25 protein-coding genes are annotated in these 26,700 nt (G+C 71.5%); 11 read left to right on the top strand and 14 right to left on the bottom strand.

Annotated elements, in window-relative coordinates; all coding sequences use genetic code 11:
• Positions 1-47: 47 nt before the first annotated feature.
• Complete coding sequence (locus ACGF3C_RS24725; RefSeq protein WP_357226513.1) at positions 48-980, top strand: ATP-binding cassette domain-containing protein; 933 nt, start codon at positions 48-50, stop codon at positions 978-980.
• Positions 977-1,759 carry an ABC transporter permease subunit gene (locus ACGF3C_RS24720; protein WP_393225541.1) on the top strand — a complete coding sequence of 261 codons (783 nt, stop codon included), beginning with the start codon at positions 977-979 and terminating at the stop codon, positions 1,757-1,759. Before ACGF3C_RS24725 ends, ACGF3C_RS24720 begins: the two co-directional genes overlap by 4 nt.
• A gap of 37 nt (positions 1,760-1,796) precedes the next feature.
• Here ACGF3C_RS24720 and ACGF3C_RS24715 read toward each other — a convergent pair whose 3' ends face one another.
• The 4 genes from ACGF3C_RS24715 to ACGF3C_RS24700 form a co-directional block, all read right to left on the bottom strand.
• Positions 1,797-2,414: a response regulator gene (locus ACGF3C_RS24715; RefSeq protein ID WP_393225773.1), complete on the bottom strand. Its 618-nt coding sequence runs from the start codon at positions 2,412-2,414 to the stop codon at positions 1,797-1,799.
• Between the two features lie 59 nt (positions 2,415-2,473).
• Positions 2,474-4,045 carry a sensor histidine kinase gene (locus ACGF3C_RS24710; RefSeq protein ID WP_393225538.1) on the bottom strand — a complete coding sequence of 524 codons (1,572 nt, stop codon included), beginning with the start codon at positions 4,043-4,045 and terminating at the stop codon, positions 2,474-2,476.
• 54 nt (positions 4,046-4,099) lie between these two features.
• Positions 4,100-4,804, bottom strand: coding sequence for a dethiobiotin synthase (gene bioD, locus ACGF3C_RS24705; protein WP_238678930.1), 705 nt, complete (start codon positions 4,802-4,804; stop codon positions 4,100-4,102).
• Between the two features lie 135 nt (positions 4,805-4,939).
• On the bottom strand, positions 4,940-6,076 hold the full coding sequence (locus tag ACGF3C_RS24700; protein WP_357261825.1) for an 8-amino-7-oxononanoate synthase: 1,137 nt from the start codon (positions 6,074-6,076) through the stop codon (positions 4,940-4,942).
• A 155-nt stretch (positions 6,077-6,231) separates the two neighbouring features.
• On the opposite strand from ACGF3C_RS24700, the gene bioB reads away from it, so the two are divergent.
• Genes bioB through ACGF3C_RS24685 form a run of 3 tightly spaced genes read left to right on the top strand, consistent with a single transcriptional unit; the run spans position 6,232 to position 7,936 of the window.
• Complete coding sequence (gene bioB / locus ACGF3C_RS24695; RefSeq protein ID WP_269680392.1) at positions 6,232-7,227, top strand: biotin synthase BioB; 996 nt, start codon at positions 6,232-6,234, stop codon at positions 7,225-7,227.
• A 5-nt stretch (positions 7,228-7,232) separates the two neighbouring features.
• Positions 7,233-7,424 carry a hypothetical protein gene (locus ACGF3C_RS24690; protein ID WP_393225535.1) on the top strand — a complete coding sequence of 64 codons (192 nt, stop codon included), beginning with the start codon at positions 7,233-7,235 and terminating at the stop codon, positions 7,422-7,424.
• A 5-nt stretch (positions 7,425-7,429) separates the two neighbouring features.
• Positions 7,430-7,936 carry a GNAT family protein gene (locus ACGF3C_RS24685; RefSeq protein ID WP_357228242.1) on the top strand — a complete coding sequence of 169 codons (507 nt, stop codon included), beginning with the start codon at positions 7,430-7,432 and terminating at the stop codon, positions 7,934-7,936.
• A gap of 151 nt (positions 7,937-8,087) precedes the next feature.
• Here the strand turns inward: ACGF3C_RS24685 and ACGF3C_RS24680 are convergent, their stop codons facing one another.
• Positions 8,088-8,465, bottom strand: a complete 378-nt coding sequence (locus ACGF3C_RS24680; protein ID WP_393225532.1) for a DUF488 family protein — start codon at positions 8,463-8,465, stop codon at positions 8,088-8,090.
• Positions 8,466-8,743: 278 nt separating this feature from the next.
• Here ACGF3C_RS24680 and ACGF3C_RS24675 point away from each other — a divergent pair, with 278 nt between their 5' ends.
• Positions 8,744-9,091 carry a hypothetical protein gene (locus tag ACGF3C_RS24675; protein WP_357205279.1) on the top strand — a complete coding sequence of 116 codons (348 nt, stop codon included), beginning with the start codon at positions 8,744-8,746 and terminating at the stop codon, positions 9,089-9,091.
• 71 nt (positions 9,092-9,162) lie between these two features.
• On the opposite strand, the gene ACGF3C_RS24670 is transcribed toward ACGF3C_RS24675, so the two are convergent.
• Positions 9,163-12,066: a glycoside hydrolase family 9 protein gene (locus ACGF3C_RS24670; RefSeq protein ID WP_393225529.1), complete on the bottom strand. Its 2,904-nt coding sequence runs from the start codon at positions 12,064-12,066 to the stop codon at positions 9,163-9,165.
• A 433-nt stretch (positions 12,067-12,499) separates the two neighbouring features.
• On the opposite strand from ACGF3C_RS24670, the gene ACGF3C_RS24665 reads away from it, so the two are divergent.
• Together ACGF3C_RS24665 and ACGF3C_RS24660 are read left to right on the top strand one after the other, a co-directional pair.
• A complete protein-coding gene (locus ACGF3C_RS24665; RefSeq protein ID WP_393225526.1) occupies positions 12,500-14,065 on the top strand; it encodes an aldehyde dehydrogenase family protein in 1,566 nt (521 codons plus the stop codon).
• A gap of 65 nt (positions 14,066-14,130) precedes the next feature.
• Positions 14,131-14,529: a VOC family protein gene (locus tag ACGF3C_RS24660; protein WP_357232649.1), complete on the top strand. Its 399-nt coding sequence runs from the start codon at positions 14,131-14,133 to the stop codon at positions 14,527-14,529.
• 8 nt (positions 14,530-14,537) lie between these two features.
• On the opposite strand, the gene ACGF3C_RS24655 is transcribed toward ACGF3C_RS24660, so the two are convergent.
• Both ACGF3C_RS24655 and ACGF3C_RS24650 read right to left on the bottom strand, forming a co-directional pair.
• Positions 14,538-15,602 (bottom strand): GNAT family N-acetyltransferase, encoded by a 1,065-nt coding sequence (locus ACGF3C_RS24655; RefSeq protein WP_357232647.1) that lies wholly within the window; start codon positions 15,600-15,602, stop codon positions 14,538-14,540.
• Between the two features lie 88 nt (positions 15,603-15,690).
• On the bottom strand, positions 15,691-16,392 hold the full coding sequence (locus ACGF3C_RS24650; protein ID WP_357232645.1) for an amino acid-binding protein: 702 nt from the start codon (positions 16,390-16,392) through the stop codon (positions 15,691-15,693).
• A 150-nt stretch (positions 16,393-16,542) separates the two neighbouring features.
• Here ACGF3C_RS24650 and ACGF3C_RS24645 point away from each other — a divergent pair, with 150 nt between their 5' ends.
• Entirely contained in the window at positions 16,543-17,622 is a 1,080-nt protein-coding gene (locus tag ACGF3C_RS24645; RefSeq protein ID WP_357232643.1) for a phosphotransferase family protein, read from the top strand.
• Positions 17,622-18,833: an acyl-CoA dehydrogenase family protein gene (locus ACGF3C_RS24640; RefSeq protein WP_393225521.1), complete on the top strand. Its 1,212-nt coding sequence runs from the start codon at positions 17,622-17,624 to the stop codon at positions 18,831-18,833. The genes ACGF3C_RS24645 and ACGF3C_RS24640 overlap by 1 nt, the downstream gene beginning before the upstream one ends.
• 187 nt (positions 18,834-19,020) lie before the next feature.
• On the opposite strand, the gene ACGF3C_RS24635 is transcribed toward ACGF3C_RS24640, so the two are convergent.
• The 6 genes from ACGF3C_RS24635 to ACGF3C_RS24610 all read right to left on the bottom strand — a co-directional run bounded on the left by ACGF3C_RS24635 (position 19,021) and on the right by ACGF3C_RS24610 (position 25,680).
• Positions 19,021-20,067 carry a LacI family DNA-binding transcriptional regulator gene (locus tag ACGF3C_RS24635; RefSeq protein ID WP_355009408.1) on the bottom strand — a complete coding sequence of 349 codons (1,047 nt, stop codon included), beginning with the start codon at positions 20,065-20,067 and terminating at the stop codon, positions 19,021-19,023.
• Positions 20,068-20,149: 82 nt separating this feature from the next.
• A complete protein-coding gene (locus ACGF3C_RS24630) occupies positions 20,150-21,571 on the bottom strand; it encodes a GH1 family beta-glucosidase (RefSeq protein WP_393225517.1) in 1,422 nt (473 codons plus the stop codon).
• Positions 21,568-22,410, bottom strand: a complete 843-nt coding sequence (locus tag ACGF3C_RS24625) for a carbohydrate ABC transporter permease (RefSeq protein WP_357206990.1) — start codon at positions 22,408-22,410, stop codon at positions 21,568-21,570. Before ACGF3C_RS24625 ends, ACGF3C_RS24630 begins: the two co-directional genes overlap by 4 nt.
• 10 nt (positions 22,411-22,420) lie before the next feature.
• A complete protein-coding gene (locus ACGF3C_RS24620; protein ID WP_357206988.1) occupies positions 22,421-23,392 on the bottom strand; it encodes a sugar ABC transporter permease in 972 nt (323 codons plus the stop codon).
• A gap of 109 nt (positions 23,393-23,501) precedes the next feature.
• On the bottom strand, positions 23,502-24,791 hold the full coding sequence (locus tag ACGF3C_RS24615) for an extracellular solute-binding protein (protein ID WP_357225955.1): 1,290 nt from the start codon (positions 24,789-24,791) through the stop codon (positions 23,502-23,504).
• Between the two features lie 325 nt (positions 24,792-25,116).
• Positions 25,117-25,680, bottom strand: coding sequence for a plasmid pRiA4b ORF-3 family protein (locus ACGF3C_RS24610; protein ID WP_357225951.1), 564 nt, complete (start codon positions 25,678-25,680; stop codon positions 25,117-25,119).
• A 150-nt stretch (positions 25,681-25,830) separates the two neighbouring features.
• Here ACGF3C_RS24610 and ACGF3C_RS24605 point away from each other — a divergent pair, with 150 nt between their 5' ends.
• Positions 25,831-26,577 (top strand): pyrimidine reductase family protein, encoded by a 747-nt coding sequence (locus ACGF3C_RS24605; protein ID WP_357225946.1) that lies wholly within the window; start codon positions 25,831-25,833, stop codon positions 26,575-26,577.
• Positions 26,578-26,700: the final 123 nt, after the last annotated feature.

Genomic DNA, 26,700 nt, shown 5'->3' with positions numbered 1-26,700 from the left:
CCGTTCGGGCGCGGCGGCGTGGCAGCTCGCTCGCCTAGCGTCAGCGCATGATCACATTACGTGGGTTGACGAAACGATTCGGGTCGACCGTCGCGGTCGACGCGTTGACAGTCGACATCGCGCCCGGCCGGGTCACCGGCTTCCTCGGCCCCAACGGTGCCGGCAAGTCCACCACCATGCGGATGATCCTCGGGCTGGACCGTCCCACCGCCGGGCAGGCCCTGGTGGGCGGGCGCGCGTACCGGGAGTTGCGCCGGCCGCTGCACGAGGTGGGCGCGCTGCTCGACGCCCGGGCCATCCACCCGGCCCGGTCCGGCCGGGCGCACCTGCGGGCCATGGCGCACAGCAACGGCATCCCGACCCGCCGGGTCGACGAGGTGCTGGACACCGTCGGGCTGGACGGGCGGGCCGCCGCCAAGCCGGGGCGGACGCTCTCGCTCGGCATGGGCCAACGGCTCGGCATCGCCGGCGCGCTGCTCGGCGACCCGCCGGTGCTGATGTTCGACGAGCCGGTGAACGGCCTCGACCCGGACGGGGTGCGCTGGGTGCGGCAGTTGATGCGCTCACTGGCCGACGAGGGGCGGACGATCTTCGTGTCCAGCCACCTGATGAGCGAGATGCAGCTCACCGCCGACCAGCTCGTGGTGATCGGCCGGGGGCGACTGCTCGCCGACGAGCCGATCGGCGAGGTGATCGCCCGCAGCACTGTCGCGGTCCGAGTCCGCAGCCCGCACCCGGATGGTCTGGCCGCGCTCGCCGCGCGCCTCACGGCCACCGGGGCGAGCGTCGAGGCGGCCGCCCGGAACGAGCTGACCGTCACCGGCGCCACCGCCGACCAGGTCGGCGACCTGGCCCACGAACTGGGGGTACGACTGCACGAGCTGAGCGCACACGCCGCGTCGCTGGAGCAGGCGTTCATGGAACTGACCGCCGACAGCGTCGAGTACGCCGGTGGCCCGACCGGAGGTGGGGCGCGATGAGCACCAGCACCAGCACCAGCACCCGCCACGGCGCGGTGGCCGCCGAGTGGACCAAGCTCTCCTCGGTCCGGAGCACCTGGTGGACGGCGCTGGCCGGGCTGCTGGTGATGGCCGCCAGCGCCGGTCAACTGGCCATCTACGCCGCCAACGACAACACCAACGACGACCCGACCGACGACCGGGGAATCGTCACCGTCGGCAGCGTGCTCATCAGCTCGGTCGAGTTGACCCAGTACGTGGTGCTGGCGCTGGGCCTGCTCGCGATCACCGCCGAGTTCACCAGTGGCACCATCCGTACGACGCTGCAGTGCACCCCGTCCCGCGGTCGCGTACTGCTGGCCAAGGCCGCCGTCGCCGGGACGGTCACCTTCGCGCTCGGGCTGCTGCTCGGCGGCGTCGGCGCCCTGGTCGCCCGGCCGGTGCTCGGTGAGTGGGGCAGCGCCCCCGCCGCCGACACGGTCGGCGACATCGTGGCGGTGGCGACCTACCTGGCGCTGGTCGGTGTGCTCGCCCTGGGCCTCGGCGCCGCGCTACGCAGTGCGGTGCTCACGCTCACCGTCCTCCTCGCCACCCTGATGATCGTGCCGCTGTCGCTCCAACAGCCGGACATCGACGTGCTGAACCGGATCGCCGACGTGTTCCCCGGCGTGGCCGGCGGGCACTTCCTGGCCGGCGACACCGAGCCGTACCCGCCAGTGGTCGGGCTGCTCCTGCTCGCCGGATGGGCCGCCGCCGCACTGCTGCTGGGCCGGGCGGCGTTGCGCCGACGCGATGCGTAAGGCAGGCCGCGCTGAGCGGGGGCCGATCGGCCCCCGCTCAGCCGTCGACCAACCCCGCCTCGTACGCCAGGATCGCCGCCTGCACCCGGTTGCGGACGTCCAGCCGGGTGAAGATGCTGGTCAGGTAGCTCTTCACGGTGCCCTCCACAAGGTGCAGCCGGCGGGCGATCTCGGCATTGGAAAGACCCGCCCCGACCAGGGCCAGCACCTCCCGTTCCCGCTCGGTCAGCCCGGCCGCACGGTCCCGGGCGGCGGGTCGACGGGCCAACCGGTCGGCCCCCAGCTCGATCACCCGGCGGGCCACCCTCGGCGACAGGTACGCCCCACCGTCGGCGACCGCGTGCACACCGGCGATCAGCTCACGCGGGTCGCCGGCCTTGAGCAGGAACCCGCTGGCACCGTGCCCGAGCGCCCGGGCCACGTGGTCGTCCTCGCCGAACGTGGTCAGCATGATCGTCGCGGTGTCCGGCACGACCCGGCGGATCTCGGCGGCGGCGGCCAACCCGTCCAACCGCGGCATCCGGATGTCCAGCAGCGCCACCCGGGGACGGTGGGCACGAACCAGTTCCACCGCCGCGTGCCCGTCGCCGGCCTCGGCGACCACCTCGATGCCCGGGTCGCTGGCGAGGATGGCCCGGACGCCGGCCCGGATCATCGCCTCGTCGTCGGCCAGCACCACCCGGATCGGCGGTGTCCCCGTCGTGTGGGTGTCCACTACGCGATCCACTCCTTGCTGACCAGCCGGCCATCGGTGAAACAGAGCCGCCAGGTCGGCGCGGCCAGGGGAAAGTTACCGTCGGTGTAGTACTCGCAGCCGGCCCGGTCGACAGCCGCCGACCGTTCCAACTGCCGCCGGGGCAGCCCGACCAGCTCCGAGCGGGCCGCGCCGACACGCATCTGGTCGAATGTGGCCCGGTCCAGCACCGTCCCGGCGGTCGCCACCGGGTAGTAGACGAACGAGAGCACCAGGGCGAAACAGACCGGGGCGACGAGCGCCACCAGCAGGCTGCGCCGAACCCGCCGACGGGCGTCGTGCAGTCGCCGCTCGGCGTCCACCGGCCGCTCGGCCGGGCCGGGTCGCTCGTCGGACCATGACGTCGGCGCGACCTCGGCCACCGACCCGATCGCTTCGGTCGGCGCCGCGGTGGCGGGCAACAGCGCCCGTACCGTGAATCCGCCCTCGGCCCGACGGCCGGCGTCGAGCGTCCCACCGGCGAGGCGGACCCGCTCGGCGAGGGCGAGCAGCCCGCTGCCCTGCGACGGCGGGGCGGGCAGCGGCCCGGCCGGCGGAGCGTCGTTGACGACTGTCACCTCGACCCGGTCACCGTCGTGGGTGAGGCGCACGTCGACCGGAGCGCCCGGCGCGTACCGGGCCGCGTTGGTGAGCGCCTCCCGGACGATCCGGTGCGCCGCGTGACAGGTCATCGCCGGTAGGTCAGCGACCGCCGGGGCGGCGTCCAGCCGTACCACCATGCCGGCCTCGCGGGCACCGTCGACCAGGTCGGCCACCGTCTCCCCGCTCGGGCGCAGCGACGCGCCAGCCTCCTCGCGGAGCACCCCGATGATCTCGTGCAGTCGCTCGGTGGCGGCGGAGACGCTGGCCCGCAACTCCCCGGCCGCGGCCCGGTGCCGGTCGTCGAGGTCGGCGGCGACCTCCAGGGCGGCGGCGCGCAACGCGATCAGGCTGAGGTCGTGACCGAGGGAGTCGTGCATCTCCCCGGCGATCCGGGCCCGCTCACGCAGCCGGATCCGCTCGGCGGCACCCCGCTGTTCCCGGGTCAACGCGTCGACGTGCCGGCGACCGGCGTCGGTCAACTCCTGCTGCTGGCGACGGTACCGGCCGACCAACCAGGGGAACACGGCGGCGAAGAGCAGCACCGACGCGAGCAGGAACCAGGTGGCCGCCCCGGCGCCGAGGAACCCCAGGTTGAGCGCCGTACCACCCGCCGTGATCAGCACGAAGACCATGACCGCCGGACCGACTGTGGCGCTGCGCCGCCCGGCGAGATAGCTGAAGACCGGAATGGCGAACACGAAGTTGCCATCGACCAGCGACCCGAGCACCGCCAGCACCAGGGCGACCAACGGCTGACGTCGAGTCGCCACCACCGCCACACCGAGCAGCAGGAGCTTGCCGACCAACAACGGCACCGTGTACCGCGAATAGGGCGGGCTGGCCTCGGCGTAGCCGACCGGAGCGGCCACCACCGCCCAGAGCAGCACGTCCAGCAGCAGGCGACGCCGCCGGTGCAGCCAACCCGGCGGCGGGTAGTCGAGGATCCGCACGGCGGTCAGGCTACCCACGCCCGACCTGCGCGGACACCGACGAAAGTCAGGTGTTCAGCCGCTCTCCTCGGCCCAGACCCGCCAGTCGTCCAGCACCCCGTGCAGAGCCGGGGTGAGCCAACCCGGCGCGGACCGCCGGAACACACCCGGGTCCATCGCGCCCGCGCCGTCGGGCAGCGCGCCGAGCAGGTTCGGCACCAGGTCGGTGAGGTTCGTCCAGTGCACCAGCTCCGGCCGGGCCGGCCAGGCGCCGATCACCACACCGGCCGGCACCGCCCTACGGTCCAGCGCCTCCAGGGTCAACGCGGTGTGGTTGAGCGTGCCCAACCCGGCGCGGGCGACCACCACCGCCGGTGCGCCGAGCGACACCGCCAGGTCGGCCATCGTCCACGGCTCCCCCGACGGCCGCAGCCCCATCGGAACCAGCAACCCACCCGCGCCCTCGATCAACACGAGGTCGTGCTTGTCGGCCTCCGCGCGGACGGCGTCCACCGCCGCGTACAACTCCAACGGCGGCAGGTCGGCGACCCGCGCCGCAGCCAACGGGGCGAGGGGATCCGGGTAGCTGGCCAAGGTCCGACCGGTCAGCGGCGCAGCCAACCGGTTCACCGCGTCCACGTCGCCGGGCTCACCGCCGGCCGTACCGGTCTGGCCCGGCTTGACCACCGCCACCCGCAGCCCGGCGGCCTGCGCAGCGGCCGCGATCGCCGCCGTCACCACCGTCTTGCCGACCTCGGTGTCCGTTCCAGTGACCAGCACCGACCCCGCCCAGCCCGTCACGGCGCCACCTCGGTTCGCGACTGCGGGGCTCGCAAACCCGGCTCACTCCTCGCGCTCACGGCGCCCCCTCGGTTCGCGACTGCGGGGCTCGCAAACCCGGCTCACTCCTCGCGCTCACGGCGCCGTCTCCACGATGACGTCCAGCGCCCGCTCGAACGCCGTCCGGGGCACCCCCGCGCTCACCGTGAGGCGCAGGCGGGAGCGGCTGTCCGGAGTGGATGGTGGCCGGAAACAGCCCACCGCGACACCCCGGTCCCGGCAGTCCGCGGCCCACGCGGTCGCCGCCTCCGGACCCGGGGCGGTCACCGAGATCACCGCCGCGTCCGGGGCGGAGACGGTCAGCCCGGCCGCTCTCAGTCGACCGACCGCCAGTCCCACCCGGTCGGAGAGTTCGGCGCGCAGGTCGTCGCCGGCCTGGGCGAGCCGCAGCGCCGCGTGCACGCCGGCGGCGACCGCTGGCGGCAGTGCCGTGTCGAAGATGAACGTGCGCCCGGTCTCGACCAGATGCCGGACGAACTCGGCCGGGCCGGCGACAACGCCGCCCGCGCCACCGAGCGCCTTGGACAGGGTGGCGGTGATCACCACGTCCGGCTCGCCGGCCAGCCCGGTGGCCGCCACCGCGCCCGCGCCGGCCGGACCGGTCAGGCCCAGCGCGTGCGCGTCGTCGACCAGCAGCAGCGCGCCGTGACGGCGGGCCACCGCGTGCAGCCGAGCCAGCGGGGCGAGATCACCGTCGACCGAGAACACCGACTCCGTCACCACCACCGCCGGGCGGCCGGGAGCGGCCGCGAGCGCGGCGGCCACCGCGTCGACGTCGGCGTGCGGGGTGACCACCGTCTCCGCACCGGAGATGCGGCAGCCGTCGATCAGCGACGCGTGGTTGTGCGCGTCGGAGACGAGCAGCGTCCGAGGTTGGACGAGCGCCCGCAGCGCGCCGAGGTTGGCGAGGTAGCCGGAGGAGAAGACCAGGGCGCCGTCGGTGCCCAACCAGCGGGCCAGGTCCTCCTCCAGCGCCCGGTGCGCGTCGGTGGAGCCCCGGACCAGGCGCGACCCGGTAGCCCCCAGCCCGTACGCCGAGAGGGCCGCCGTGGCCGCGGCGACGACGTCCGGGTGGGTGGCCAGGCCGAGGTAGTCGTTGCCGGCCAGATCGGTCATCTGATCGTCGGCCGGACGCGGATGCAGTCGCCTGGTGAGCCCGGCCTTCGCCCGCAGCTCGGCGCGGCGGTCGAGCGCCGCCAGCCAGTCCGCCACCGTCACCCTCCCCCGCTGTGTGTGCCGGTCAGCCCGACACCCGCCGGGCGAAATTACCACCCGCCGCCATCGGCCCGACGATTCCACTCGGTGCGAGGCACCGACGGGCCGCCAGGTCATTCAGGCTGATCGGAGAGCCTTGTAGGGTACGAGCCATGCCAGAGATCCTCGACCAGGCCCGGACCCAGGTCCTGGGTGACGGTGTCGGCCTCGATCAGGCCGGCATCCTCGCCGTGCTGAACCTGCCCGACGAGCACCTGCCCGCCGCCCTCCAGCTCGCTCACGACGTGCGGATGCGCTGGTGCGGCCCGGAGGTCGAGGTCGAGGGCATCGTCTCGCTCAAGACCGGCGGCTGCCCGGAAGACTGCCACTTCTGCTCGCAGTCGGGCCTGTTCACCTCGCCGGTGCGCTCGGTCTGGCTGGACATCCCGTCGCTGGTCGAGGCGGCGAAGCAGACCGCCGCGACCGGGGCGACCGAGTTCTGCATCGTCGCCGCGGTCCGCGGTCCAGACGCCCGGCTGATGAAGCAGATGCGCGAGGGCGTAGCCGCCATCAAAGCGGCTGTCGACATCCAGGTCGCCGCGTCGCTGGGCATGCTCACCAAGGAGCAGGTTGACGACCTCGTCGACATGGGCGTGCACCGCTACAACCACAACCTGGAGACCTGCAGGTCGTACTTCCCCAACGTGGTCACCACGCACTCCTGGGAGGAGCGCTGGGAGACGCTGCGGATGGTCCGCGACTCCGGCATGGAGGTGTGCTGCGGTGGCATCCTCGGCCTCGGTGAGACCGTCGAGCAGCGGGCCGAGTTCGCCGCGCAGCTCGCCGAGCTCAACCCGCACGAGGTGCCGCTCAACTTCCTCAACCCGCGTCCCGGTACGCCGCTCGGTGATCGCCCGGTGGTGGAGGGCAAGGACGCGCTGCGGGCCATCGCCGCGTTCCGGCTGGCCATGCCACGGACCATTCTCCGGTACGCGGGCGGCCGAGAGATCACCCTCGGCGACCTGGGCACCCGCGACGGTCTGCTCGGTGGCATCAACGCGGTGATCGTCGGCAACTACCTGACCACGCTGGGTCGACCGGCGACGGCCGACCTGGAGCTGTTGGACGAGTTGAAGATGCCGGTCAAGGCGCTCTCCGCCACGCTGTGACGACAATGACGACGACGGAGCTGTGGTGCGACAGGTGCGGTGAGCCGGCGACGGCCACCGTCCACCCGGCCTGCGCGTCGGCCCGCCAGTTGGAGCCGCCCCGGTTCTGCCCCCGCTGCCGTCGCCGGATGAAGGTTCAGGTGCTGCCGGTGGGCTGGTCGGCGATCTGCATCGAGCACGGCGAGATGCGGGGCTGAGCCGGATGCTGCGAGGGCGGGCGGTGACACTACGACCGGCGACGGTCGCTGACGTGCCGGCCCTCGCCGCGATCCGGGCCGACCCGGAGGTACGCCGGTGGTGGCGGGGCGGCGACGACCTGGCCGACTCCGTGCGTGCCGACCTCGCCGACGCCGACCTGCACGTGTACGCCATCGAGCACAACGGCCGGGTCGTCGGCGCGATCCAGTGGCACGCCGAGGCGGACCCGGACTACCGGCACGCCAGCCTGGACGTCTTCCTCGACCCGGCGGAGCGCGGCGCCGGCCTCGGTGGTGACGCGATCCGCACCCTGGCCCGACACCTGATCGACGAGTACGGCCACCACCGTTTCACCATCGACCCGGCCGCGGCGAACAGCGCCGCCATCCGGGCGTACGCGAAGGTTGGTTTTCGACCGGTGGGGGTGCTGCGCCGCTACGAGCGCGGTGCGGACGGCCGCTGGCACGACGGTCTGTTGATGGACCTGCTCGCCGACGACCTCGTGGAGTGACTCAGTCGTCCCACAGCAGGTGGCCGTCGGGCAGTCGGCGGGCACCCTCGGCCGGCCGGTGCGGGCTGAGGCGGCCGTCCGGCATCAGGTGCGCCACGGAGACTCCGCTGCTCAGCGTCGCGACGTCGGCGATCAACCGCCGGTGGCAGCGCTACCACACGCTCTCACTGCACATGATCGCGGTGGTCCGACTATCCGCCCCGGCGAGCACCTCGGCGAGCGCGTCGTCGAACTCGGCCGTCCGGGTGTGGGCGGCGTACGCCCGGAACGCCGCGACCGTCCACCAGGTGTCCGGCTCCGGCTCCCCGGCCGGGACGTGCCGTCGTCCGCCGAGCCGCGGCTCCCAGCGGTAGTCGATGCCGCACTCGGGCAGCCACCGTTCGAGTTCCTCCCGGCGGACGTCCGGGTTGGTGCGGCTGGCTGGGTATCGCCGCACGTCCACCACCTGGGCGATCCCCGCCCCGGTCAGCAACTCTCCCAGCCGGCCCCGATCGGCCGCGCCGTGCCCGACGGTCAGCAACTCCCGCACGACCGCAGCTTGCCCGGAATCCCCCCGACCTATCCACCCGAGTTCGCCCGCGAGGGTCGGCCATCCAGTTTCCGTCCGCGCGGAACGGTAACTGTCCAAGATCTCGTCGCGGTGCCCCCAGGCGACCAACTTCCAGCCACCTCTGCTTTCGGGCCGCTCAGCGACAGCGATCAGCAGCGGGTTGGTTGACATGAGGAATATAATCGACGCAAATCAATCTGCCTCTGGGCTGAAAGAGCTCCGGCCCCGTCCCTGAACACCGTTAGGAAGGGAAGCTCATGCGCAGATTCACCAGCCGAATCGCTGCGGGTCTCGCCGCCGCTTTGATCACCACACTGACCGTGACGATACCGGCGTCGCCCGCAGCCGCTGTCGAGACGCTCAAGGTTCCCGACACCGGCCTCGTCTTCTACCAGGCCTACACGCAGATCATCGTAGGCAGGCAGGCCACGCGCGACGGCATCTGCCGCCCGGTCCCGGCCGAGGCGATCTGGGCGATCGGCTGGAACGGCTTCGGTTCCGTCTCTGGCTACCGGACCTCCGACTGCACCGGCGCTGCGTCCGAGCTCAACAACTTCCACAGCTGGCCGCACGAGGGCTACTACCTTTCCTACCGGGCCGGCTGACAAGCGTTCCCGGTGGTCGTTCGCGGCCGGCCACCGGGGACGGTGACCGGCCGCGACTGCCCGGGATGGGCTCAGGACACGGTGCAGGTGGTGTTGTTGACGGTGAAGGCGGTCGGTTTCGGGTTGGCGCCGCTGTACGTGCCGTTGAAGCCGAAGCTCACCGACGCGCCGGCCGCGATCGTGCCGTTGTAGGACAGGTTCGTGGCGGTGACCGCCGCGCCGCTCTGGCTGATCGCCGCCGACCAGCCCTGGCTGACGCTCTGCCCGCCGGGGAAGCTGAACCGCAGGGTCCAGCCGTTGATAGCGGTGGTGCCGGTGTTGGTGATCGACACGTTGGCGGTGAAGCCGCCGCCCCAGTCGGTGGTGGCGTACCCCACCGTGCAGGTGCCACCGACCGGCGGGGCCGCGGTGGTCACCGAGACCGGCGTGGACGCCGCGGAGGTGTTGCCCGCCGCGTCCACCGCTACCACGTAGAACTGGTACGCCGTGGAGGCCGTCAACCCGGACACCGCCTGGGTGCTGCCGGTCGGCGAGCCGACAAGCACGTCGGTGGCGCCGGCCTCGCGGTAGACCCGGTAACCGGTGACGCCCACGTTGTCGGTCGATGGGGTCCAGGCCAGGGTGAGCCCGGTGGCGGTGACGGCCGAGGCGACCGGCGTGCCGGGGGTGCTCGGCGCTGTGGTGTCGGCGGTGCCGGCCGGCGGCGTGGTCACCGTGAGCTTCGGTGAGGCGGCCGACGTGTTGCCGACGCCGTCGCGCGCCACGACGGTGAACTCGTACGACGTCGCTGGCAGCAGCGTTGTGATGGTCAACGTCGTGCCGGTGACCGGCCGGACCAGGACCGTGTCGCTGTTGACCTGGACCTCGCGGACGTCGTAGCCGGCCAGGCCGCTGCCGCCGCTGTCGGTGGACGGCGCCCAGGTCAGGGTGACAGTGCGGGGGCCGAGGTTGGACGCCACCGGGGTACCCGGGACGGTCGGCTTGGTGGTGTCCGGGACGACCGGGCCCGGCTCCTCGCCCCAGACCCGGGTGGCGCCGGAGTAGAGCGGCACCTTCCGGTTCGGCCCGGCGGTGGCCTGGTACGACGGGTCGTTGGTCGGGTCCCAGGTGCCGCCCTCCGGCACGCCGATCTTGAACTGGACCTCCATCCGGTGCTGCGACTGACCCGCCGGAGCGATGGTGTACCCGGCGCAGTCCACCTCGACGTACCAGATGTCCCCGCTGAACTGCTTGGCGGTGGTCGGGGACGGGCAGCCCTGGGTGTAGCCGGCGGTGACCTGCACCGGGCCGGTGCCGTCGGGCCGGAAGTAGTACCGGAACCGGCCGTCGGCCAGCGCGCGGGCCGGGAACGCGGACTTGTTGTAGACCATCACCTTGAGCCCGGTGGCCCGAGGTTCGGCCTGCGTCACTGTGGTCTCCACGGTCAGCTCGTCGATGTCCGGCGTCTCGGCGACCGGGAAGTTCGCCAGCGGCGTGCCGCCGTACTCGGAGGTCAGCCGGACCAGCGCGGACGTGAAGCCGGCGTTGTAGTCGGTGGCCACCTCGTTCATCACGTAGTCCGACCGGCTGTCGCTGTACGCGTCGTTGGCCGAGGACGGGCCACCGACCAGCGCACCGTAAAGGGTGTGCCGGGTCTCCACCGGCACGGTCTGGCTGTCCCACCAGGAGCCGTGCGCGGTGCGGTGGTGCGGGTTCTTCGGTGCGTTGGCGCCGAACCCGATGACGTAGCTGGAGTTGCGCGGGTTGTCGCCGAGCGCGTAGTTGATCTGCCGGACGGCGAAGTCGTGGTAGCGCGCCTTGCGGGTGGTGTCGGTGGTCTTGTCGCTGTATACCAGCGCGGCGAAGGAGGTGTTCGCGGCGTAGCGCAGCGCGCCCCAGGAGTCGAGCACCGCCATCCCGCCGGGCGAGTACGGCACCCGCTGCCCGTTCACCCCGACGGTCCAGTAGTCAAGCCACCGGTTGGCGTCGTCGACGTACTTCTGCTTGCCGGTCAGGTTGGCCAGCAGCACGTACGCGCCGAACTGCTTGTTGTCCCAGGCGATTGTCCACTTGTAGGAGCGGGTGGTGGTCTGGTTCTCGGTGCCGAGCTTGTCGTACTCACTCTCGGCCTTGGCCAGGTAGCTGGCCTCGCCGGTGGCCCGGTGCAGCCAGATCGCGGCCCAGACCAGCTCGTCCTGCCAGCCGCTCCACGAGCGGTAGAAGCTCGTGGCGTCGGTGATGCACTCGTGGTAGGCCTTCCGCACCGTGTCGGCGAAGGTGTAGAGCTGCCGGGCGTGCCCGAGCAGCTTGTCGGCGTAGGCCGCATCGGTGGGTCGGAACACCATCGAGGAGGCGGCCATGGCGGCCGCCGTCTCCCCCGCCAGGTCCGCGCCGCCACAGCTCGCATCGATCTTGTAAGCGGGCCGCGCCATCTGCATCACCTCGGCCGGACCCCACCATTTGTGGTCGTCGTCGCCCTTGCCGACCTGTCCGTAGAGGACGTTGGCCGACGGGTGCGCCTTGATGAAGTAGTCGTTGACGAAGCGCAGATTGTTGAGCAGGTGCGGCAGTTGCCCGGACGAGGTGTAACCACTGCGGTATTCGACAGCGCCCCAGGCGAGCATCGTGGCGCTGAACGCCATCGGGAAACCGAACTTCACGTGGTCGCCGGCGTCGTACCAGCCGCCGGTGAGGTCCACGCCCGCGCTGGCGCCGTCGGTGAGCGCGCTGTCTCCGCGCCAGGAGACCCGGTTCCAGTCGGGCAGTGGACCGGACTGCTGCGCCTCGTAGAAGAGCAGTGACTTCTGCAACGCCTCGGCGTAGTTGTAGGTCGCAGCCGGCGCGGCGGACGCGGGCCTGGACGGTGGCGCGGTCACCGCGAGGGACGCGCCGGTGAGCAGCGCGACGCCGAGGGCCAGCAGCCGCCGCGGCCAGGGCTGGTCGGCGGCCGGCGACCGGCCGGGCTGGCCGCTGAACGGCCGGGTCAGGTGGCGCATGGCGGACTCCTGTCGGAGGCGCCGCCGGCGGTCGCACCGACGCGGGACGGCGTACGGGCGGCACGGCCACCGGCGACAGCGGGGTGGCGGTGTGACCATGGGTCATGGAAGCGCTCCCATGGATAACCGACAATGTAATGGGCGGGTCGCTGGTTGGGAAGCCTGCCGATCGGGGCCGACGCGCGCCGCGCCACTTCCGTACTCGCGAGTAACCACTGCGGACGATTTCACACCATCGATGTATCTCGATTTGTGAAAGACGTTTGCGCAGCTCACGGTGGGAGCGTCCGCGATACATTTCGCACCGATCGAGCGCTCCGGCGACCAGCCAGACAAACGTACTGTTGCTGACCCGCTACGAAGCGCGAGACAGTACCGCTCACCAGCGGTGCCGTCGACGCCGCCGCTCCCTGGTCAACCCTGAGGAGAAGCGATGGCACTACGACTCGCCGACGACACCGCCTGGGCCGACATCCTGGCCCGCGCGGTGACCGTCGCCCCGGAGGCGTTCGGCGCCGAGGTCGACGGCGTCACCACCCTGCACAACCTGGTCGAGGGCGAATGGCGGGCGGTCGGCCAGCCCGCCCCGGTCCGCACCCCGGTGGACAACACCGTCCTCATCAACCTGCCCCGGGTCGACGCGACCACCGCGCGCGCCGCGGTCGCCCACGCCGCCGCCGCGCACCGGGCCTGGGCCCGGACCCCGCTGGCCGACCGCAGGGCCCGGGTCGCCGAGGCCCTGGACTCGCTCACCGCCCACCGCGACCTGCTCGCCCTGCTGCTGGTGTGGGAGATCGGCAAGCCGTGGCGGCTGGCCTGCGCCGACGTGGACCGGGCGCTCGACGGCGTCCGCTGGTACGCGGGCGAGATCGACCGGATGCTCGCCGACGGCCGCGAGCCGCTGCCCGGCCCGGTCAGCAACATCGCGTCGTGGAACTACCCGATGAGCGTGCTGGTGCACGCCGAACTGGTGCAGCTCCTGGCCGGCAACGCGGTCATCGCCAAGACCCCGTCCCAGGGCGGCGCGGTGTGCCTGACCGTCGCGCACGCGCTGATGCGCCGGGCCGGACTGCCCGCCACGCTCGTCTCCGGCAGCGGCGCGGAACTGTCCGAGGTGCTGGTCCGGGCACCCGAGATCGGCGCTGTGGCGTTCGTCGGCGGCCGTTCCAACGGCGGCAAGGTGGCCGCCGCTCTGCTCGACAGCGACAAGCGGCACTTCATCGAGCAGGAGGGCCTCAACGCCTGGGGCATCTGGAACTTCTCCCAGTGGGACCTGCTCGCCGCGCACCTCAGGAAGGGCTTCGAGTACGGCAAGCAGCGCTGCACCGCGTACCCCCGGTTCGTGGTGCAGCGCGACCTCGTCGACGAGTTCCTCGACATGTACCTGCCGGTCGTCCGCTCGGTCCGCTTCGGTCACCCGCTCGCCGTCGGTGACGACTGGGCCGCCGGTGACCCGCTGCCCGAGCTGGACTTCGGTCCGCTGATCAGCGCCACCAAGGCCGACGAGCTCCGCCGCACCGTCGACGAGGCGGTCCGTGGCGGCGCGATCCCCCTGCACCGGGGCAAACTCGCCGGCGCGCCGTTCCTGCCCGGGCAGGACACCTCGGCGTACGTGGCGCCGTCGGTGCTGCTCGCCCCGCCCGGACGGTCCCGACTGATGCACGCCGAGCCGTTCGGTCCGGTCGACACGATCGTCGTGGTGGACACCACCGACGAGCTGCTGGCCGCGATGAACGCCTCCAACGGCGCGCTGGTCGCCTCACTCGCCTGCGACGACACCGACGAGGCCGGCAAGCTCGCCGTGGACCTTCAGGCGTTCAAGGTGGGCATCAACAAGCCACGCTCACGCGGCGACCGGGACGAACCGTTCGGCGGGCGGGGCGCCTCCTGGAAGGGCGCGTTCGTCGGCGGCGACCTGCTGGTGCAGGCCGTCACCGTCGGCGGAGACAGCCGGCTCTACGGCAACTTCCCCGACTACAGCAGCTACCCCAGCACCTGACGACCGGGCCCCTTGTGGAGGCTCGCCGCGCACAAGGGGCTCTCGTCGCCACGTACCGTCGGGAGATGGCACTGATCGCACAGCTCTCCCTGGGCGTGGCCGACGCCGAACGGGCCGGAACGTTCTGGGCCGCGGCCCTCGGCTACCGTCGCCGCGAGCCCCGATTCACCGGCGACGAGTGGATCGTGCTGGAGCCGCCGCCCGGGGTGCCGGGCGCAGGCCTCGCGATGGACCTCAGCGAGAGCCCCGTGCGGGAGTTCCCCCGGCTCCACCTGGATCTGGACGCCGGCGACCGACCCCTCGACGAGGAACTTGACCGGCTGCTCGCCCTCGGCGCGCGGATCGTCGACTGGCGGCACTATCCCACCGACCCACACCCGACCGAGCCGCCGTACGTGGTGCTCGCCGACCCGGAGGGCAACCGGTTCTGCGTCTCGGGCCGCCGCGAGCCGCCCAGGCCCTGAGCAGGGCCCTAGGCGAACGCGCCCGTCCGGTCCGCCCCGGCGGGGACAGCGAGCGGCACGGTGAGGGTGAGCAGCCCGCCGTCGCGTTCCACAACGGTGCGCCGGCCCAGCCGGTGCAGCGTCCGCAGCATCGGGTCGTTCGTGGCCTGCACGTGCAGCACCAGCGCCGCGTACCCGGACCGGTCGGCGTGCTGAACCACCCGGCGCAGCAACGCCGAGCCGAGCCCACGCCGCTGCCAGTCGTCGCGCACCAGCAGCGCCACCTCCGCCTCGTCGCCCTCGCCGAGCAGGTTCACCATGGCGACCACCGACTCGGCCGCGCCGTCGGAGCCGGTGCTGCTGGCGATCAGCGTCAGCCCTCGGCTCGGCTCCAGCAGTCGACGCAGGCGGGCCGGCTGCGGCAGCGCCGCCCCGCCCAGGTAACGCCGCTGACGGCTACGCGGCGAGCACGCCTCGTGCAGCTCCACCACGCCGGGCAGATCGTGGGCGCTCGCCGGACGGACGGCCACCTCCGCGCCGTCGGGCAGCACCACTGTCACCTGTTCGACGGCCCGGCGCGCCACAGTGGCGGCCAGCTCGACGAGGGCCTGCGCCCGTGCGTACTCCGCCGGGGTGAAGTCGGGCGCGGCCCGGCGCAGCGCGAACGAACCGCCCGCCGGGTCCGCCAACAGCATGCTCGCCCCGGTGATCCCCCGTTCGCCGCCGACCGACGCTGGTCGCCAGCTGACGACGTCGGCGGCGAGCAGCGTCCGCAACGCCTCGCCCGTCGCGTCCGGGTCACGCACCAACCGGTTGGCCAGCCCGAGCACCCGGGTGGGCTGGTCGGCCAGACCACGCGCCTCGCTGCGCGCCACCCAGCAGTCCCGGCCCCGACCCCGCTCGACGGCGGCGATCAGCCCAGCCTCGTCGAGCGCGTCCGGCGCGTCGACCAGGAAATCGTCCACCGCGCCCTGCTCGGTGGGCTGCACCTGCACGGTGAGGATGTTGACCCCACGCAGCGCGAGGCTCGCCGTGAGCACCGACAGGTAACCCGGTCGGTCGTCCACCGTCGCTCGGATCCGCCACAACGTCATGGTTGGCTCCCTTCCCCGGTAAGAGCCTCACCCCCGCCTGTTGCCGCCCGGTTGCCCGGCGGTGTCGGCCCGGGAACTCCTCGGCCGCTCAGGGGCCGGCGACCACCGGCGGCGAACCGACGAGATCGAGTCGGTCACCGAGGATCACCGCGCAGGCGCGGACGAGCTGGGTGAGCCGATCCACCTCGGTGCTGTGGAACGCCGCGGCGGAGAGGGTCTCGTTGCGCTCACGGGCCACCACCAGCACCAGGCCCGCCCGGCCGAACGGCGTGATCGCGTGGTGGGTCCCGTCGGGCGTGGTCATCGACCGACCGCGCAGCGGGGTCACCTCCGGCAACCGCGCGGGTACGGGAACCCGCCAGCTCGCGTACCCCACGGTCGCCCCGCCGCCCCCGCTGCGCGAGGCCCAGTCGACCGGCACCACGGCGGCCACTGCCCAGTCGGCGGCCAGCAGCCCCGGCACCGCGTCGACCAGGGTGGCCAACCCGTCGGCCGGGTTGGCCGCGACCTGGGCCAACAGCTCCGCGTCCTGACCGGTGGTGGTGGGCGCGCCGATCGCCCGCCACACACCGTCCACCCGCACCCCCGGTATCGCCGCGAGGCCAGCCAGCAGCCGCTCCACCCGCGCCGCACCCGGCCAGACGACAGTGAAGTCGTCCACCGCGCGCCCGCCGAGCCGTTCGAGGACCACCACCTGGACGATGTCCGCCCCGGAGACGCCCAAGGTGCGGGCGACCTGACCGAGGGTGCCCGGACGGTCCGGCAGGGTGACCCGAACTCGCAGCAACATGTCTGTCCCTCCGCTCGGCGGGCCGGCAGAGAAGCGACCGGCAGGCTGACCACAGCCTGGTAGTTGACCATTTCGTCCCTGTTGCAGGGGCATGTCCCGAGCGGAAATTCTGACCTTGACAACGTGAGCGGGCTGCAATCAACTAGTCCGATGAGCGATCCGGCCGTCGACGAGTCACGGCCGGAGGCCCCGGCCGTCTCCCCAGCGGGGCTGGCCCTTGACCGTCTCGCCGACCATCTGGCACAGCACCGACCCGAGCTGGCCGTCGGGCCGCTGCGGGCCCAGCTGATCGCGGGCGGCAAGTCCAACCTCACCTACCTGCTGCGCCTCGGCGACCGCGAGGTGGTGCTGCGCCGCCCCCCGCTGGGCCACGTCCTGGCGACCGCGCACGACATGGCGCGCGAGTTCCGGGTCATCTCGGCGCTGGCGCCGACCGAGGTCCCGGTCCCGGGCGCGCTGCTGCTCTGCACCGACCCCGAGGTGATCGGCGCGCCGTTCTACCTCATGGAGCGGATGCCCGGCGAGGTGTTCCGCACCCGCGCGCAGACCGACCCGCTGGGCGACGAGCGCCGCCGCGCACTGGCCATGGCGATGATGGACACGCTGGCCGCGCTCCACAGCGTCGACCCGTCGAGCGTCGGGTTGGCTGACTTCGGCCGCCCCGAGGGCTACCTCGCCCGGCAGGTCCGCCGCTGGTCCGGGCAGCTCGACCGCTCCCGAAGCCGGCCGCTGCCCGGCATCGACGAGCTGCGTGACCTGCTCGCGGCGACCGCACCGGAGGGCGCGAACGCCGGCCGGATCGTGCACGGCGACTACCGGCTGGACAACCTCCTCGCCTCAGCCGACCCGGTGGCCGTGCACGCGGTGCTCGACTGGGAGATGGCCACCCTCGGCGACCCCCTCGCCGACCTGGGGCTGCTGCTGACCTACTGGGACGTGCTCGGTGGCAGCGACACCGCCGCGAGCAACCCCGTCGCCGACGGGCTCGGCCCGCGCGCCGGCTTCCCCACCGGCAGCGAACTGATCGACAGGTACGCCGGCCGCAGCGATGTCGACGTCGGGCCGCTGCACTGGCACGTGGCGCTGGGCTGTTTCAAGCTCGCGGTCATCTGCGAGGGCATCCACTACCGCCACACGCTCGGGCAGACGCTCGGCGAGGGCTTCGACCGGATCGGCGAAATGGTGGCACCGCTGGTCGCGCACGGGCTTACCGCCGCCAGGGAGCGGTGATGGACTTCTCATACGACAGCCGGACCGAAGAGCTGCGCGCCGAGCTGACCCGGTTCCTGACCGAGCACGTCTACCCGGCCGAGGCCGTGCACGCCGAACAGGTGGCCGCCGGGGACCCGTGGTCGCGTACCCCGGTGTTGGCCGAACTGAAGACGGAGGCCCGCAAGCGCGGCCTGTGGAACCTCTTCCTGCCCGACCCGCGTTACGGCGCCGGCCTGACCAACCTCCAGTACGCCCCCCTGGCCGAGCTGACCGGGCGCAGCCCGCACCTCGCGCCGGAGGCGGTCAACTGCGCGGCACCGGACACCGGCAACATGGAGTTGCTGGCCGAGTTCGGTTCGGAGGCGCAGCAACAGCGCTGGCTGATGCCGCTGCTGGAGGGCGAGATCCGCTCGGCCTTCTGCATGACCGAGCCGGATGTCGCCTCCTCCGACGCCACCAACATCGCCACCCGGATCACCCGCGACGGCGACGAGTACGTGATCAACGGACGAAAGTGGTGGTCGTCCGGGGCCATGGACCCGCGCTGCGAGATCTTCATCGTGATGGGCAAGACCGACCCCACCGCTGACCGGCACCGCCAGCAGAGCATGGTGCTGGTCCCCCGCGACACCCCCGGGGTGACAGTGCGCCGGGGCATGACCGTCTTCGGCTACACCGACGGTTCGCACGGCGGGCACGCCGAGATCGACTTCACCGACGTCCGGGTGCCAGCGGAGAACCTGATCGGCGCCGAGGGTACCGGCTTCGCCATCGCCCAGGCCCGGCTCGGGCCGGGCCGGATCCACCACTGCATGCGATTGATCGGAATGGCGGAGCGGGCATTGGAGTTGCTCTGCCGCCGCGCCAACGAACGGATCGCCTTCGGCCGACCGCTGGCCGAGCAGGGCGTGGTCCGGGAGTGGATCGCCGAGTCCCGGGTCCGCATCGAGCAGGCCCGGCTGCTGGTGCTCAAGACGGCCTGGCTGATGGACACCGTCGGCAACAAGGGCGCGCACACCGAGATCCAGGCCATCAAGATCGGCACGCCGGCGATGGCGGAGTGGGTGATCGACAAGGCTATCCAGGGGTACGGCGGCGCCGGTGTCAGCCAGGACACGCCACTGGCCGCCCTCTGGGCGCAGACCCGCACCCTGCGCCTGGCCGACGGGCCCGACGAGGTGCACCGCAACTCCCTGGCCAAGCGCGAACTACGCCGCTGGGCCCCGTAACCCCGCCCGCCCCACGCCCCGCCCCGCCCTGCCCCTGCCCCTGCCCCTGCCCCTGCCCCACCGCACCCGCACGTCCCGCGCTCGCACGCCACCACACGGAAATGTCCAGGCCAACCCCATGATCGACACACGCTGGGCGCGGGGCGCTGCGGGGTGGGGTGGGGTGGGGGTGGGGGTGGGGGTGGGGTTAGGCGGAGGCTCGGTGGATCAGTTGGGTGTCCAGGAGGATGTGGGAGGCGGGTAGCTCCTCGCCACGGATCCGGGCCACCAGCAGGCGGGCCATCTGCCGGCCCATCTCCTCCACCGGCTGGAAGACAGTGGTCAACGGCGGCTCAGCCTGTCGGGCGATGGTCGCGTCATCGAAGCCGATCACCGCGACGTCCTCGGGCACACGCCGGCCGGCCTCACGCAGGGTACGCAGCGCGCCGAACGCCATGAGGTCGGACGCGACGAAGACCGCGTCGAGGTCCGGGCAGACATCCAGCAGTCGGCGCATTCCAGCCGCGCCGCTACCCTCACTGAAGTCGCCGTACGCGATCAGGTCGGGGTTGACGCTGGCGCCGGTGGCCTTGACCGCATCGGTGTAGCCAGCCAGACGGGCCAGCCCCGCACCCATGTCCTGCGGACCGGCGATGGTGGCGACGCGTCGCCGGCCCTGTCTCGCCAGGTACTCCACCGCCTGCCGGGCCCCGCCAACGTTGTCCACGTCGACAAACCAGGCCGGTTGGGCGCCGGGTTGCAGCATCCGGGCGGGCCGACCGCCGAGCACGGCGGGCAGGCCGCGCTCCTCCAGCAGCGTCGGCAGCGGGTCGGAGTCGTGCAACGACAGCAGTAGTACGCCGTCGACGTGCTGGTTGGTGAGGTGGTGCTCGACGCGCTCCCGTTCCACCGGCGACTGGGCCATGGCCAGCCAGAGCTGCATCGGCGTCTCCAGCAGCCCCGAGCTGATCCCCCGCACGATCGAGGCGAAGAACGGCTCGGTGAAGACCCGCTCGCCGGATTCGGAGACCACCAGCGCGACGGAGTCGGTCCGCTGGGTGACGAGCGCACGGGCGGCCCGGTTCGGCACGTACCCCAGCTCTGCGATGGCCTGTTGGACCGCGGCGCGGGCCTCCGGGCTGACCTGGGGCGAGCCGTTGACCACGCGGGAGACTGTGCCCCGGCCGACGCCGGCACGCGCCGCGACCGCGTCGAGGGTCGGGCGCCCGAGCGACCGGGTGCGCTGCGTTGTCATCGTGTGCTCCTCCGACGGCGGGCGGACCCGGCGCCACCTGCGGGAGGTGGACGCCGGGGCCGTCCTGATGGCTGGCCCGAGCCTATTGTGCGGCCAGACCGTTGCGCCGGATCACCGAGGCGTACCACTTGGCGCTGGACTTGGGGGTGCGGACCTGACTGTCGTAGTCGACGTGGATCATGCCGAACCGCTTGGTGTAACCCCAGGCCCATTCGAAATTATCCATCAGCGACCAGGCAAAGTATCCCCGCAGAGGCACTCCGGCGTCGATCGCCTCGTGGGCGGCGCGCAGGTGGGCGTCGAAGTAGGCCAGCCGATCGACGTCGTCGACCTGCCCGTCGACCACCGAGTCGACGAACGCGGAGCCGTTTTCGGTGACGTACAGGGGCAGCTCGGTGTAGTCGTGCACCCGGCGCAGCGTCTCGGTCAGACCCGGGGCGTCGATCTCCCAGCCCATGTCCGTGACCGGAACGCCACGGGTGACGAACCGGACGTCCTCGCTGCCCGGCCAGCACGAGGGGGCCGGGTCGGCCTCCACGCCCTCGACCGGCGCGGCGACCACGTGCCGGCTGTAGTAGTTGACCCCGACCAGGTCCAGCGGCGTGGAGATGGTCGCCAGGTCGCCGTCGTGCACGTGCTCGAAGTCGGTCACCGTGCTGAGGTCGGCCACCAGGTCCTCCGGGTACGACCCCCGCAGCAGCGGGTCCAGGAAGAACCGGTTGGCCAACCCGTCGATACGCCGCGCCGCGTCCACGTCGGCGGGGCTGTCGCTGGCCGGGTCGACCGGGTAGAGGTTGACTGTCACGCCCACCTCGGCGCCCGGCCGGGCGGCCCGCAGCGCCTGCACGGCCAAGCCGTGACCGAGCATCAGGTGGTGGCCGGCGCGCACCGCGTCCGCTCCGTCGGTGCGGCCGGGGGCGTGCACGCCGGAGCCGTAGCCGAGGAACGCCGAGCACCACGGCTCGTTCAGCGTGGTCCAGTAGCGCACCCGGTCACCGAGCGCGTCGGCCATCAGGCTCGTGTAGTCGGCGAAGCGGGCCGCGGTGTCCCGGGCCGGCCAACCGCCGGCGTCTTCGAGCGGCTGCGGCAGATCCCAGTGGTAGAGGGTGAGCCACGGCTCGATGCCGTTGGCCAGCAGCTCGTCGACGAGTCGCTGGTAGAAGACCAGGCCCTGCGGGTTGGCCGCGCCGACGCCGCCGGGCTGCACCCGGGACCAGGAGACCGAGAAACGGTACGACTTGAGGCCCAGCTCGGCCATCAGCGCGACGTCCTCGCCGAGGCGGTGGTAGTGGTCGCACGCCACATCGCCGGTGTGCCCAAAGAGGACCCGACCGTCGGTGTGGCTGAAGGTGTCCCAGATCGACGGGGTGCGGCCGTCCACGGCTGCCGCCCCCTCGATCTGGTATGCCGCCGTCGCGGCCCCCCAGAGGAATCCGGGTGGAAAGGTCAGCCCGGGACGCTCGTCGAGGACATCGACGGCGGGTGGGCTGGCGGGGTTGCTCACGACTTGACGGCACCTTCCATGATCCCGCCGATGATCTGGCGGCCGAACACGAGAAAGACGATTACCAGGGGGATGGTGCCGATCGCCGTGGCGGCGAACACCTGGGAGTAGTCGGTGTAGTAGGCGTACGAGAGGAAGGAGAGCGAGACCTGGAGGGTCGGGTTCTCCGGGGTGAGGATGGCGTACGGCCAGAGGAACGAGTTCCAGGTCTCCATGAAGGTCAGCAGACCGAGCACGCCGGCGGCGGGACGCAGCGCGGGCAGCACGATGCTCCAGTAGATCCGGAACGTGCTGGCCCCGTCGACGCGACCGGCCTCGATCAGCTCGTCGGAGATCGCCTGGCTGGCGTACTGCCGCATCATGAACACGCCGAAGGCGGTGACCAGGAACGGCACGGTGACCGCGTAGAGCGTGTCGTACCACCCCAGGTCCTGCATCATGCCCCAGAGCGGGATGAGCCCCATCTGGGTCGGGATCATCATGGTGACGATGATCGCCAGCAGGAGGGCGTTGCTGCCGCGGAACTTCAGCTTGGCGAAGGCGAACCCGGCCAGCGAACCGGTGAGCACCACCGACAGGGTGACCACCGAGGAGACGATGATCGAGTTCATCATGCCGGTGAGGAAGTTGGCGGCGTCGTTGTCGAGCACCCGCTGGAAGTTGTCACCGAACGCGCCACCGGGGGTCAGCGGCGGCGGCACGTCGTTGATGTTGTCCAGGCTGCGGCTGCCGATCACCAGCATGTAGTAGAACGGGTAGATCGACAGCAGTGCCGCCAGGACGAGCGCCAGGTAGGTCAGCGGGCTGGTGCGCCACAGGCGCTGGGAAGCCGAGATCATCGATCTCTCCTCACTTCGCCGAGCGGCGGACGAGTAGGAAGTTGAACAGCGACACCACGATGATGATCATGAAGATCGCCCAGGCGACCGCGGCTCCGTAGCCGGCGGTGTTCAGGTTCACGATGCCCATCTCGTACATGTACATGGCCAGCGTCTGGAACTCCCGCTGGTTGCCGCCGATGATGTTGCCGTTGCCGAAGAGCAGGGGCTCGGTGAAGAGCTGCATGCCGCCGATCGTGGACAGGATGACCACGAAGATGAAGGTGGGCTTGAGCATCGGCAGGGTGATCTGCCAGAACTGTCGCCACGGGCCGGCGCCGTCGATCTCCGCGGCCTCGTAGAGGTCCTTCGGGATCGCCTGCATGCCGGCGAGCAGGATCAGGGTGTTGTACCCGGTCCACCGCCAGTTGACCATGGAGGAGATGGCCGTCCAGGAACTCCACCGGTGCCCGTCCCAGTCGACCGGGTCGACACCGACGAAGCTGAGCAGCCAGTTGAACAGACCGAACTCCCGCTGGAACAGCATCCCGAAGACGATCGCGACCGCGGCCACCGACACCACGTTCGGCATGAAGATGGCCATCCGGAAGAAGGTCTTGGCGCGCAGGAGGGTCCGGTTGAGCAGGTTCGCCAGGAAGAGGGCGAGCAACAACTGCGGGATGGTCGACAGGGCGAAGATGCCGAACGTGTTGACCAGCGCGTTCCAGAAGTACTCGTCGGACACCAGCCGGGTGTAGTTGTCGAAGCCGATGAACGTGTGGTCGCCGATCATGTCCCAGTCGTGCAGCGACATCCAGGCGGTACGCACCATCGGGTACAGCCCGAACACACCGAAGATCAGGAAGAACGGGGCGATGTAGAGGTACGGCGAGTACTTGACATCGAGGCGGTTGAGTAATCTTCCCCGTCGACGTTGGCGATCGACGTCGGGAGAAGGCGGTGCTGCTGGCGACGGCCGTGCCGTCGTGGCCGACAGGCTCATGCGAATTTCCTTTTCCGGCGAGGCCCGGGGGCCCTCGCGCAGGGCGCTACGCGGAGGGGACCGGCCGGTGGCGTCCGGGAAGCCCCGAACGCCACCGGCAGGGAATCACTCAGAAGGCACCCTGAGTCTTTGCGTCCTTCGTGAACTGCTCCCAGGCCTTCGCCTTGTCGGCCTGCCCGTTCTCGAACGCCCGCAGAGCCGGCTCGAGCGCGTTCTCCTTCACCGCCTGGTGCTTCGGGCCCAGGTGGGTCGGCTGAATCTTGGCGACGCTCTCGCCGAAGATCTTGCCGGTCGGCGCGTTGCTGAAGTACTCGTTGGTGTAGCTGATGAACGCCTCGTTCTTCAGCGCCTCCAGGTTCGTGGGCAGCGGGCCCTTGAGCTTGAACGCCTCGACCTGGCTCTTCGCGTTGGTCAGGTACTCGGCGAGCTTCGCCGCCTCGTTCGGGTACTTGCTCTGCGCCGGAACCGCGAGCCACGAGCCGCCCCAGTTACCGCCGCCGCCCGGCACGGACGCGACATCCCACTTGCCCTTGTTGGCCGGACCGGAGTTGTCCGACACGATGCCGAGCATCCACGACGGGCAGAAGGTGGCAGCGAAGGTGCCCTGCTTGAAGCCACCCGACCACTCCGGCGACCAGGTGGACGCCTTGGCGGAGATGTCCGCCATCGAGGTGGCGGTGTCCCAGGCGTTCTTCACCGCGGGGCTGGTATCCGCGATGATGTTGTCTTCCTTGTCGTAGAACAGGTCACCGTTGCCCTGGAAGAGCACACCGTTGGAGACGGCGGTGATCGAGTCGATGAACGCCTTGCCGCCGCTGCCCTGCTTGTACTTCAGACCGGCGTCGTGGAAGCCCTTCCAGTCCGGCCAGAGGGCCGACACCTGGTCGCGCTCGGTGGGCAGGCCGGCCGCCTGGAACAGGTCCTTGCGGTAGCAGACGGCGAGGCTGCCGACGTCGGTCGGCAGGCCGATCAGTCGACCGTCCGGCGCCTTGCCCAGCTCCCACTTCCAGGGCAGGTATTCCTTCGAGTGGTCGGCGACCAGCGGAGCGAGGTCGGCCCAGTTACGCGCGTTGGGCTTGAACTCGTTGAGGATGCCCTCTTCCAGGGCGGTGACGTCCGCCGCGCCCTTGCCGGTGGCCAGGTAGCGGACCAGCTTCGGCCGGTACTCACCGAGCTGCGCGGTCTTGCGCAGCTCGACCTTGATGCCGGTGTCCTTCTCGTACTGCTTGACGAGCTCGTCGTAGCCCATCTCGCCGAAGGTGTCGACGACCAACTTGGCGGGCTTTTCGCCGGCCGCTGGCTTGTCGTCGTCGTTGCCGCAGGCCGCGAGTCCGCCGATTGCGGTGATCGCGGCCAGGGCAGCGGCCGCCAGGCGGGTACGCCGCGTGGTGACACTCATGCGCTGACCCCTCTTTCCGGTGGTGAGGCTGGGTGGTTGTGGTGGGGGGTGTCTCATCGCGCCAGGCCGGGGATGCGTGAGTGACCCATGCCACCTCCGGGAGCGCTCCCATGAGATTGCCGGCGGGTAACGGGAGTGTCAATAGGACGTTGGGAGCGTTCCCAGATCGTTACCGCTGACCACTCCCACCGCACCAACCCCAACCACACCCCCCGCCCCACCGGGGTGATCAAGAAGTTTCGGTCAGAGAGCGGAGCCCAGCTGACGCAAACCTCTTGATCGACAACGCTCGCTCGGGTGCGGCAGCGGTGGGGTGGGTGGTGGATCAGCAGAAGTGGCGCAGGAGCGTGGTCGCGCGGGTGGGGTCGAAGCGGGACGGGTCGAAGGTCGAACCCGCCCAGTCGCGCAGCATCGCGTGGCGGGAGCTGACCAGGTCGGCCGTGTCGCTCTCGTCGTCCACGGCTTCCAGGAGCGCCTGGTAGCCCAACGACCCGCCGACACCCTCCGGCGGGCAGGCCCGCTCCCCGGCCACGCAGACCGGGTACCGCTCGTCGGGGTCGGCCGTCAACGCGTCCTCCACGACCAGGTCGTGCTCCCACCAGTCGCCGAAGTCGTACGTGTAGGAGAACCGGCTGCCCTTGCCGAGCACCGCGTCGAGCCGCACGTCCAGCTCGTCGCGCAACCCCAACTCCCCGTCCGCGTCCGGCTCGCCGTACTGCACCGCGTCGATCTCGAACGAGTGCAGGTGGCAGTCCCGCCAACCCATCGCGTGCTGCACCACCCGGTGCAGCCGATCCAGCGTGTAGCCGGCCGGCACGAGAACCCGGCGCCACACCGGCGGGCGGGTCCCGGCGAGGGACATCTTCAGCTGGAAGATCTGACGCGCCATGCTGTCCTGTCCTCCCGCGGCTTAGGCTGCGAGCATGATCTGCCGAGCGTGCCGGGCCCGGCGACACGACGACTGCCCGGGCCGGAACTGGTGCGACTGCCAGCACCGTACCGCCGAACCCACCCCTCCGGTCACCGGTCCGGCCGACGAATGACCGTCGGAATTCCGATCCGACGGCTCTGGCCCGAGCCGTCGACGCAGCCGCTCGACGACGCCGCGCTGACCGCCCTCTACGGCCGCGCCGACGAGCCCCGACTGCGGGTGAACTTCGTGGCCAGCCTGGACGGCGCGGTGACCGTGGACGGCTACTCGGCCGGGCTCTCCGGCGAGCCGGACAAGCGGGTGTTCGGTCTGCTGCGGATGGTCTGCGACGCGCTGGTGGTGGCCGCCGGCACACTGCGCCACGAGAAGTACCGGGCGGTCCGGCTCAACGAGCGCCGCCGAGCCTGGCGTCTGGCCAACGGGCTGGCGGAGTACCCGACGCTGGTGGTCGTCTCCCATTCCCTCGACCTGGACCCGGCGCAGGCCGCCTTCGCCGACGCGCCGACCCGCCCGGTGGTGCTCACCCACGCCGACGCCGATCCACCGCCCGGCCTGACCGACGTCGCCGACGTGCTGCGCTGCGGCGCCGAGCGGGTCGACCTGGCCGCCGGTCTCGCCGAGCTGCACCGCCGTGGGCTCACCCAACTGCTCTGCGAGGGCGGTCCGCACCTGTTCGGCGCGCTCACCGCCGCCGACCTGGTGGACGAGCTGTGCCTCACCGTCTCGCCGCTGCTGGCCGGGCCCGGCCCCGGCCGGATCACCGCCGGCGACACCGCACCGCCCCGGCACCTGACACTGCGCCACGTGCTCGCCTCCGACGACGGCGTCCTGATGCTCCGCCACGCCCGCCCGTAACCCGCCGTCGCCGGGGCACACACCCACCGTTGTGAGTGTGACAGCGCATGGTGTCGTCCGCCGCGTCGCGTGGCGACCTGTCGTACTCCTCGGGCAGGATGCACTGCATGCGCGCCGACCGTG

The organism is Micromonospora sp. NPDC047762, assembly GCF_043204655.1.
GTDB lineage: Bacteria > Actinomycetota > Actinomycetes > Mycobacteriales > Micromonosporaceae > Micromonospora.
Note: the sequence above shows the minus strand (reverse complement) of the source record. Positions and strands in the feature narration are given on the sequence as shown.

What these genes read in the sequence shown, in the direction of transcription:
- ACGF3C_RS24605 (WP_357225946.1), top strand. Translation starts at nt 25,831, where the DNA reads ATGACCGTCGGAATTCCGATCCGACGGCTCTGGCCCGAGCCGTCGACG.
- ACGF3C_RS24645 (WP_357232643.1), top strand. Translation starts at nt 16,543, where the DNA reads ATGAGCGATCCGGCCGTCGACGAGTCACGGCCGGAGGCCCCGGCCGTC.
- ACGF3C_RS24655 (WP_357232647.1), bottom strand. Translation starts at nt 15,602, where the DNA reads ATGACGTTGTGGCGGATCCGAGCGACGGTGGACGACCGACCGGGTTAC.
- ACGF3C_RS24625 (WP_357206990.1), bottom strand. Translation starts at nt 22,410, where the DNA reads ATGATCTCGGCTTCCCAGCGCCTGTGGCGCACCAGCCCGCTGACCTAC.
- ACGF3C_RS24720 (WP_393225541.1), top strand. Translation starts at nt 977, where the DNA reads ATGAGCACCAGCACCAGCACCAGCACCCGCCACGGCGCGGTGGCCGCC.
- bioB (WP_269680392.1), top strand. Translation starts at nt 6,232, where the DNA reads ATGCCAGAGATCCTCGACCAGGCCCGGACCCAGGTCCTGGGTGACGGT.
- ACGF3C_RS24640 (WP_393225521.1), top strand. Translation starts at nt 17,622, where the DNA reads ATGGACTTCTCATACGACAGCCGGACCGAAGAGCTGCGCGCCGAGCTG.
- ACGF3C_RS24725 (WP_357226513.1), top strand. Translation starts at nt 48, where the DNA reads ATGATCACATTACGTGGGTTGACGAAACGATTCGGGTCGACCGTCGCG.
- ACGF3C_RS24650 (WP_357232645.1), bottom strand. Translation starts at nt 16,392, where the DNA reads ATGTTGCTGCGAGTTCGGGTCACCCTGCCGGACCGTCCGGGCACCCTC.
- ACGF3C_RS24670 (WP_393225529.1), bottom strand. Translation starts at nt 12,066, where the DNA reads ATGCGCCACCTGACCCGGCCGTTCAGCGGCCAGCCCGGCCGGTCGCCG.
- ACGF3C_RS24675 (WP_357205279.1), top strand. Translation starts at nt 8,744, where the DNA reads ATGCGCAGATTCACCAGCCGAATCGCTGCGGGTCTCGCCGCCGCTTTG.
- ACGF3C_RS24615 (WP_357225955.1), bottom strand. Translation starts at nt 24,791, where the DNA reads ATGAGTGTCACCACGCGGCGTACCCGCCTGGCGGCCGCTGCCCTGGCC.
- ACGF3C_RS24635 (WP_355009408.1), bottom strand. Translation starts at nt 20,067, where the DNA reads ATGACAACGCAGCGCACCCGGTCGCTCGGGCGCCCGACCCTCGACGCG.
- ACGF3C_RS24610 (WP_357225951.1), bottom strand. Translation starts at nt 25,680, where the DNA reads ATGGCGCGTCAGATCTTCCAGCTGAAGATGTCCCTCGCCGGGACCCGC.
- ACGF3C_RS24685 (WP_357228242.1), top strand. Translation starts at nt 7,430, where the DNA reads ATGCTGCGAGGGCGGGCGGTGACACTACGACCGGCGACGGTCGCTGAC.
- ACGF3C_RS24690 (WP_393225535.1), top strand. Translation starts at nt 7,233, where the DNA reads ATGACGACGACGGAGCTGTGGTGCGACAGGTGCGGTGAGCCGGCGACG.
- ACGF3C_RS24665 (WP_393225526.1), top strand. Translation starts at nt 12,500, where the DNA reads ATGGCACTACGACTCGCCGACGACACCGCCTGGGCCGACATCCTGGCC.
- ACGF3C_RS24620 (WP_357206988.1), bottom strand. Translation starts at nt 23,392, where the DNA reads ATGAGCCTGTCGGCCACGACGGCACGGCCGTCGCCAGCAGCACCGCCT.
- ACGF3C_RS24660 (WP_357232649.1), top strand. Translation starts at nt 14,131, where the DNA reads ATGGCACTGATCGCACAGCTCTCCCTGGGCGTGGCCGACGCCGAACGG.
- ACGF3C_RS24715 (WP_393225773.1), bottom strand. Translation starts at nt 2,414, where the DNA reads ATGATCCGGGCCGGCGTCCGGGCCATCCTCGCCAGCGACCCGGGCATC.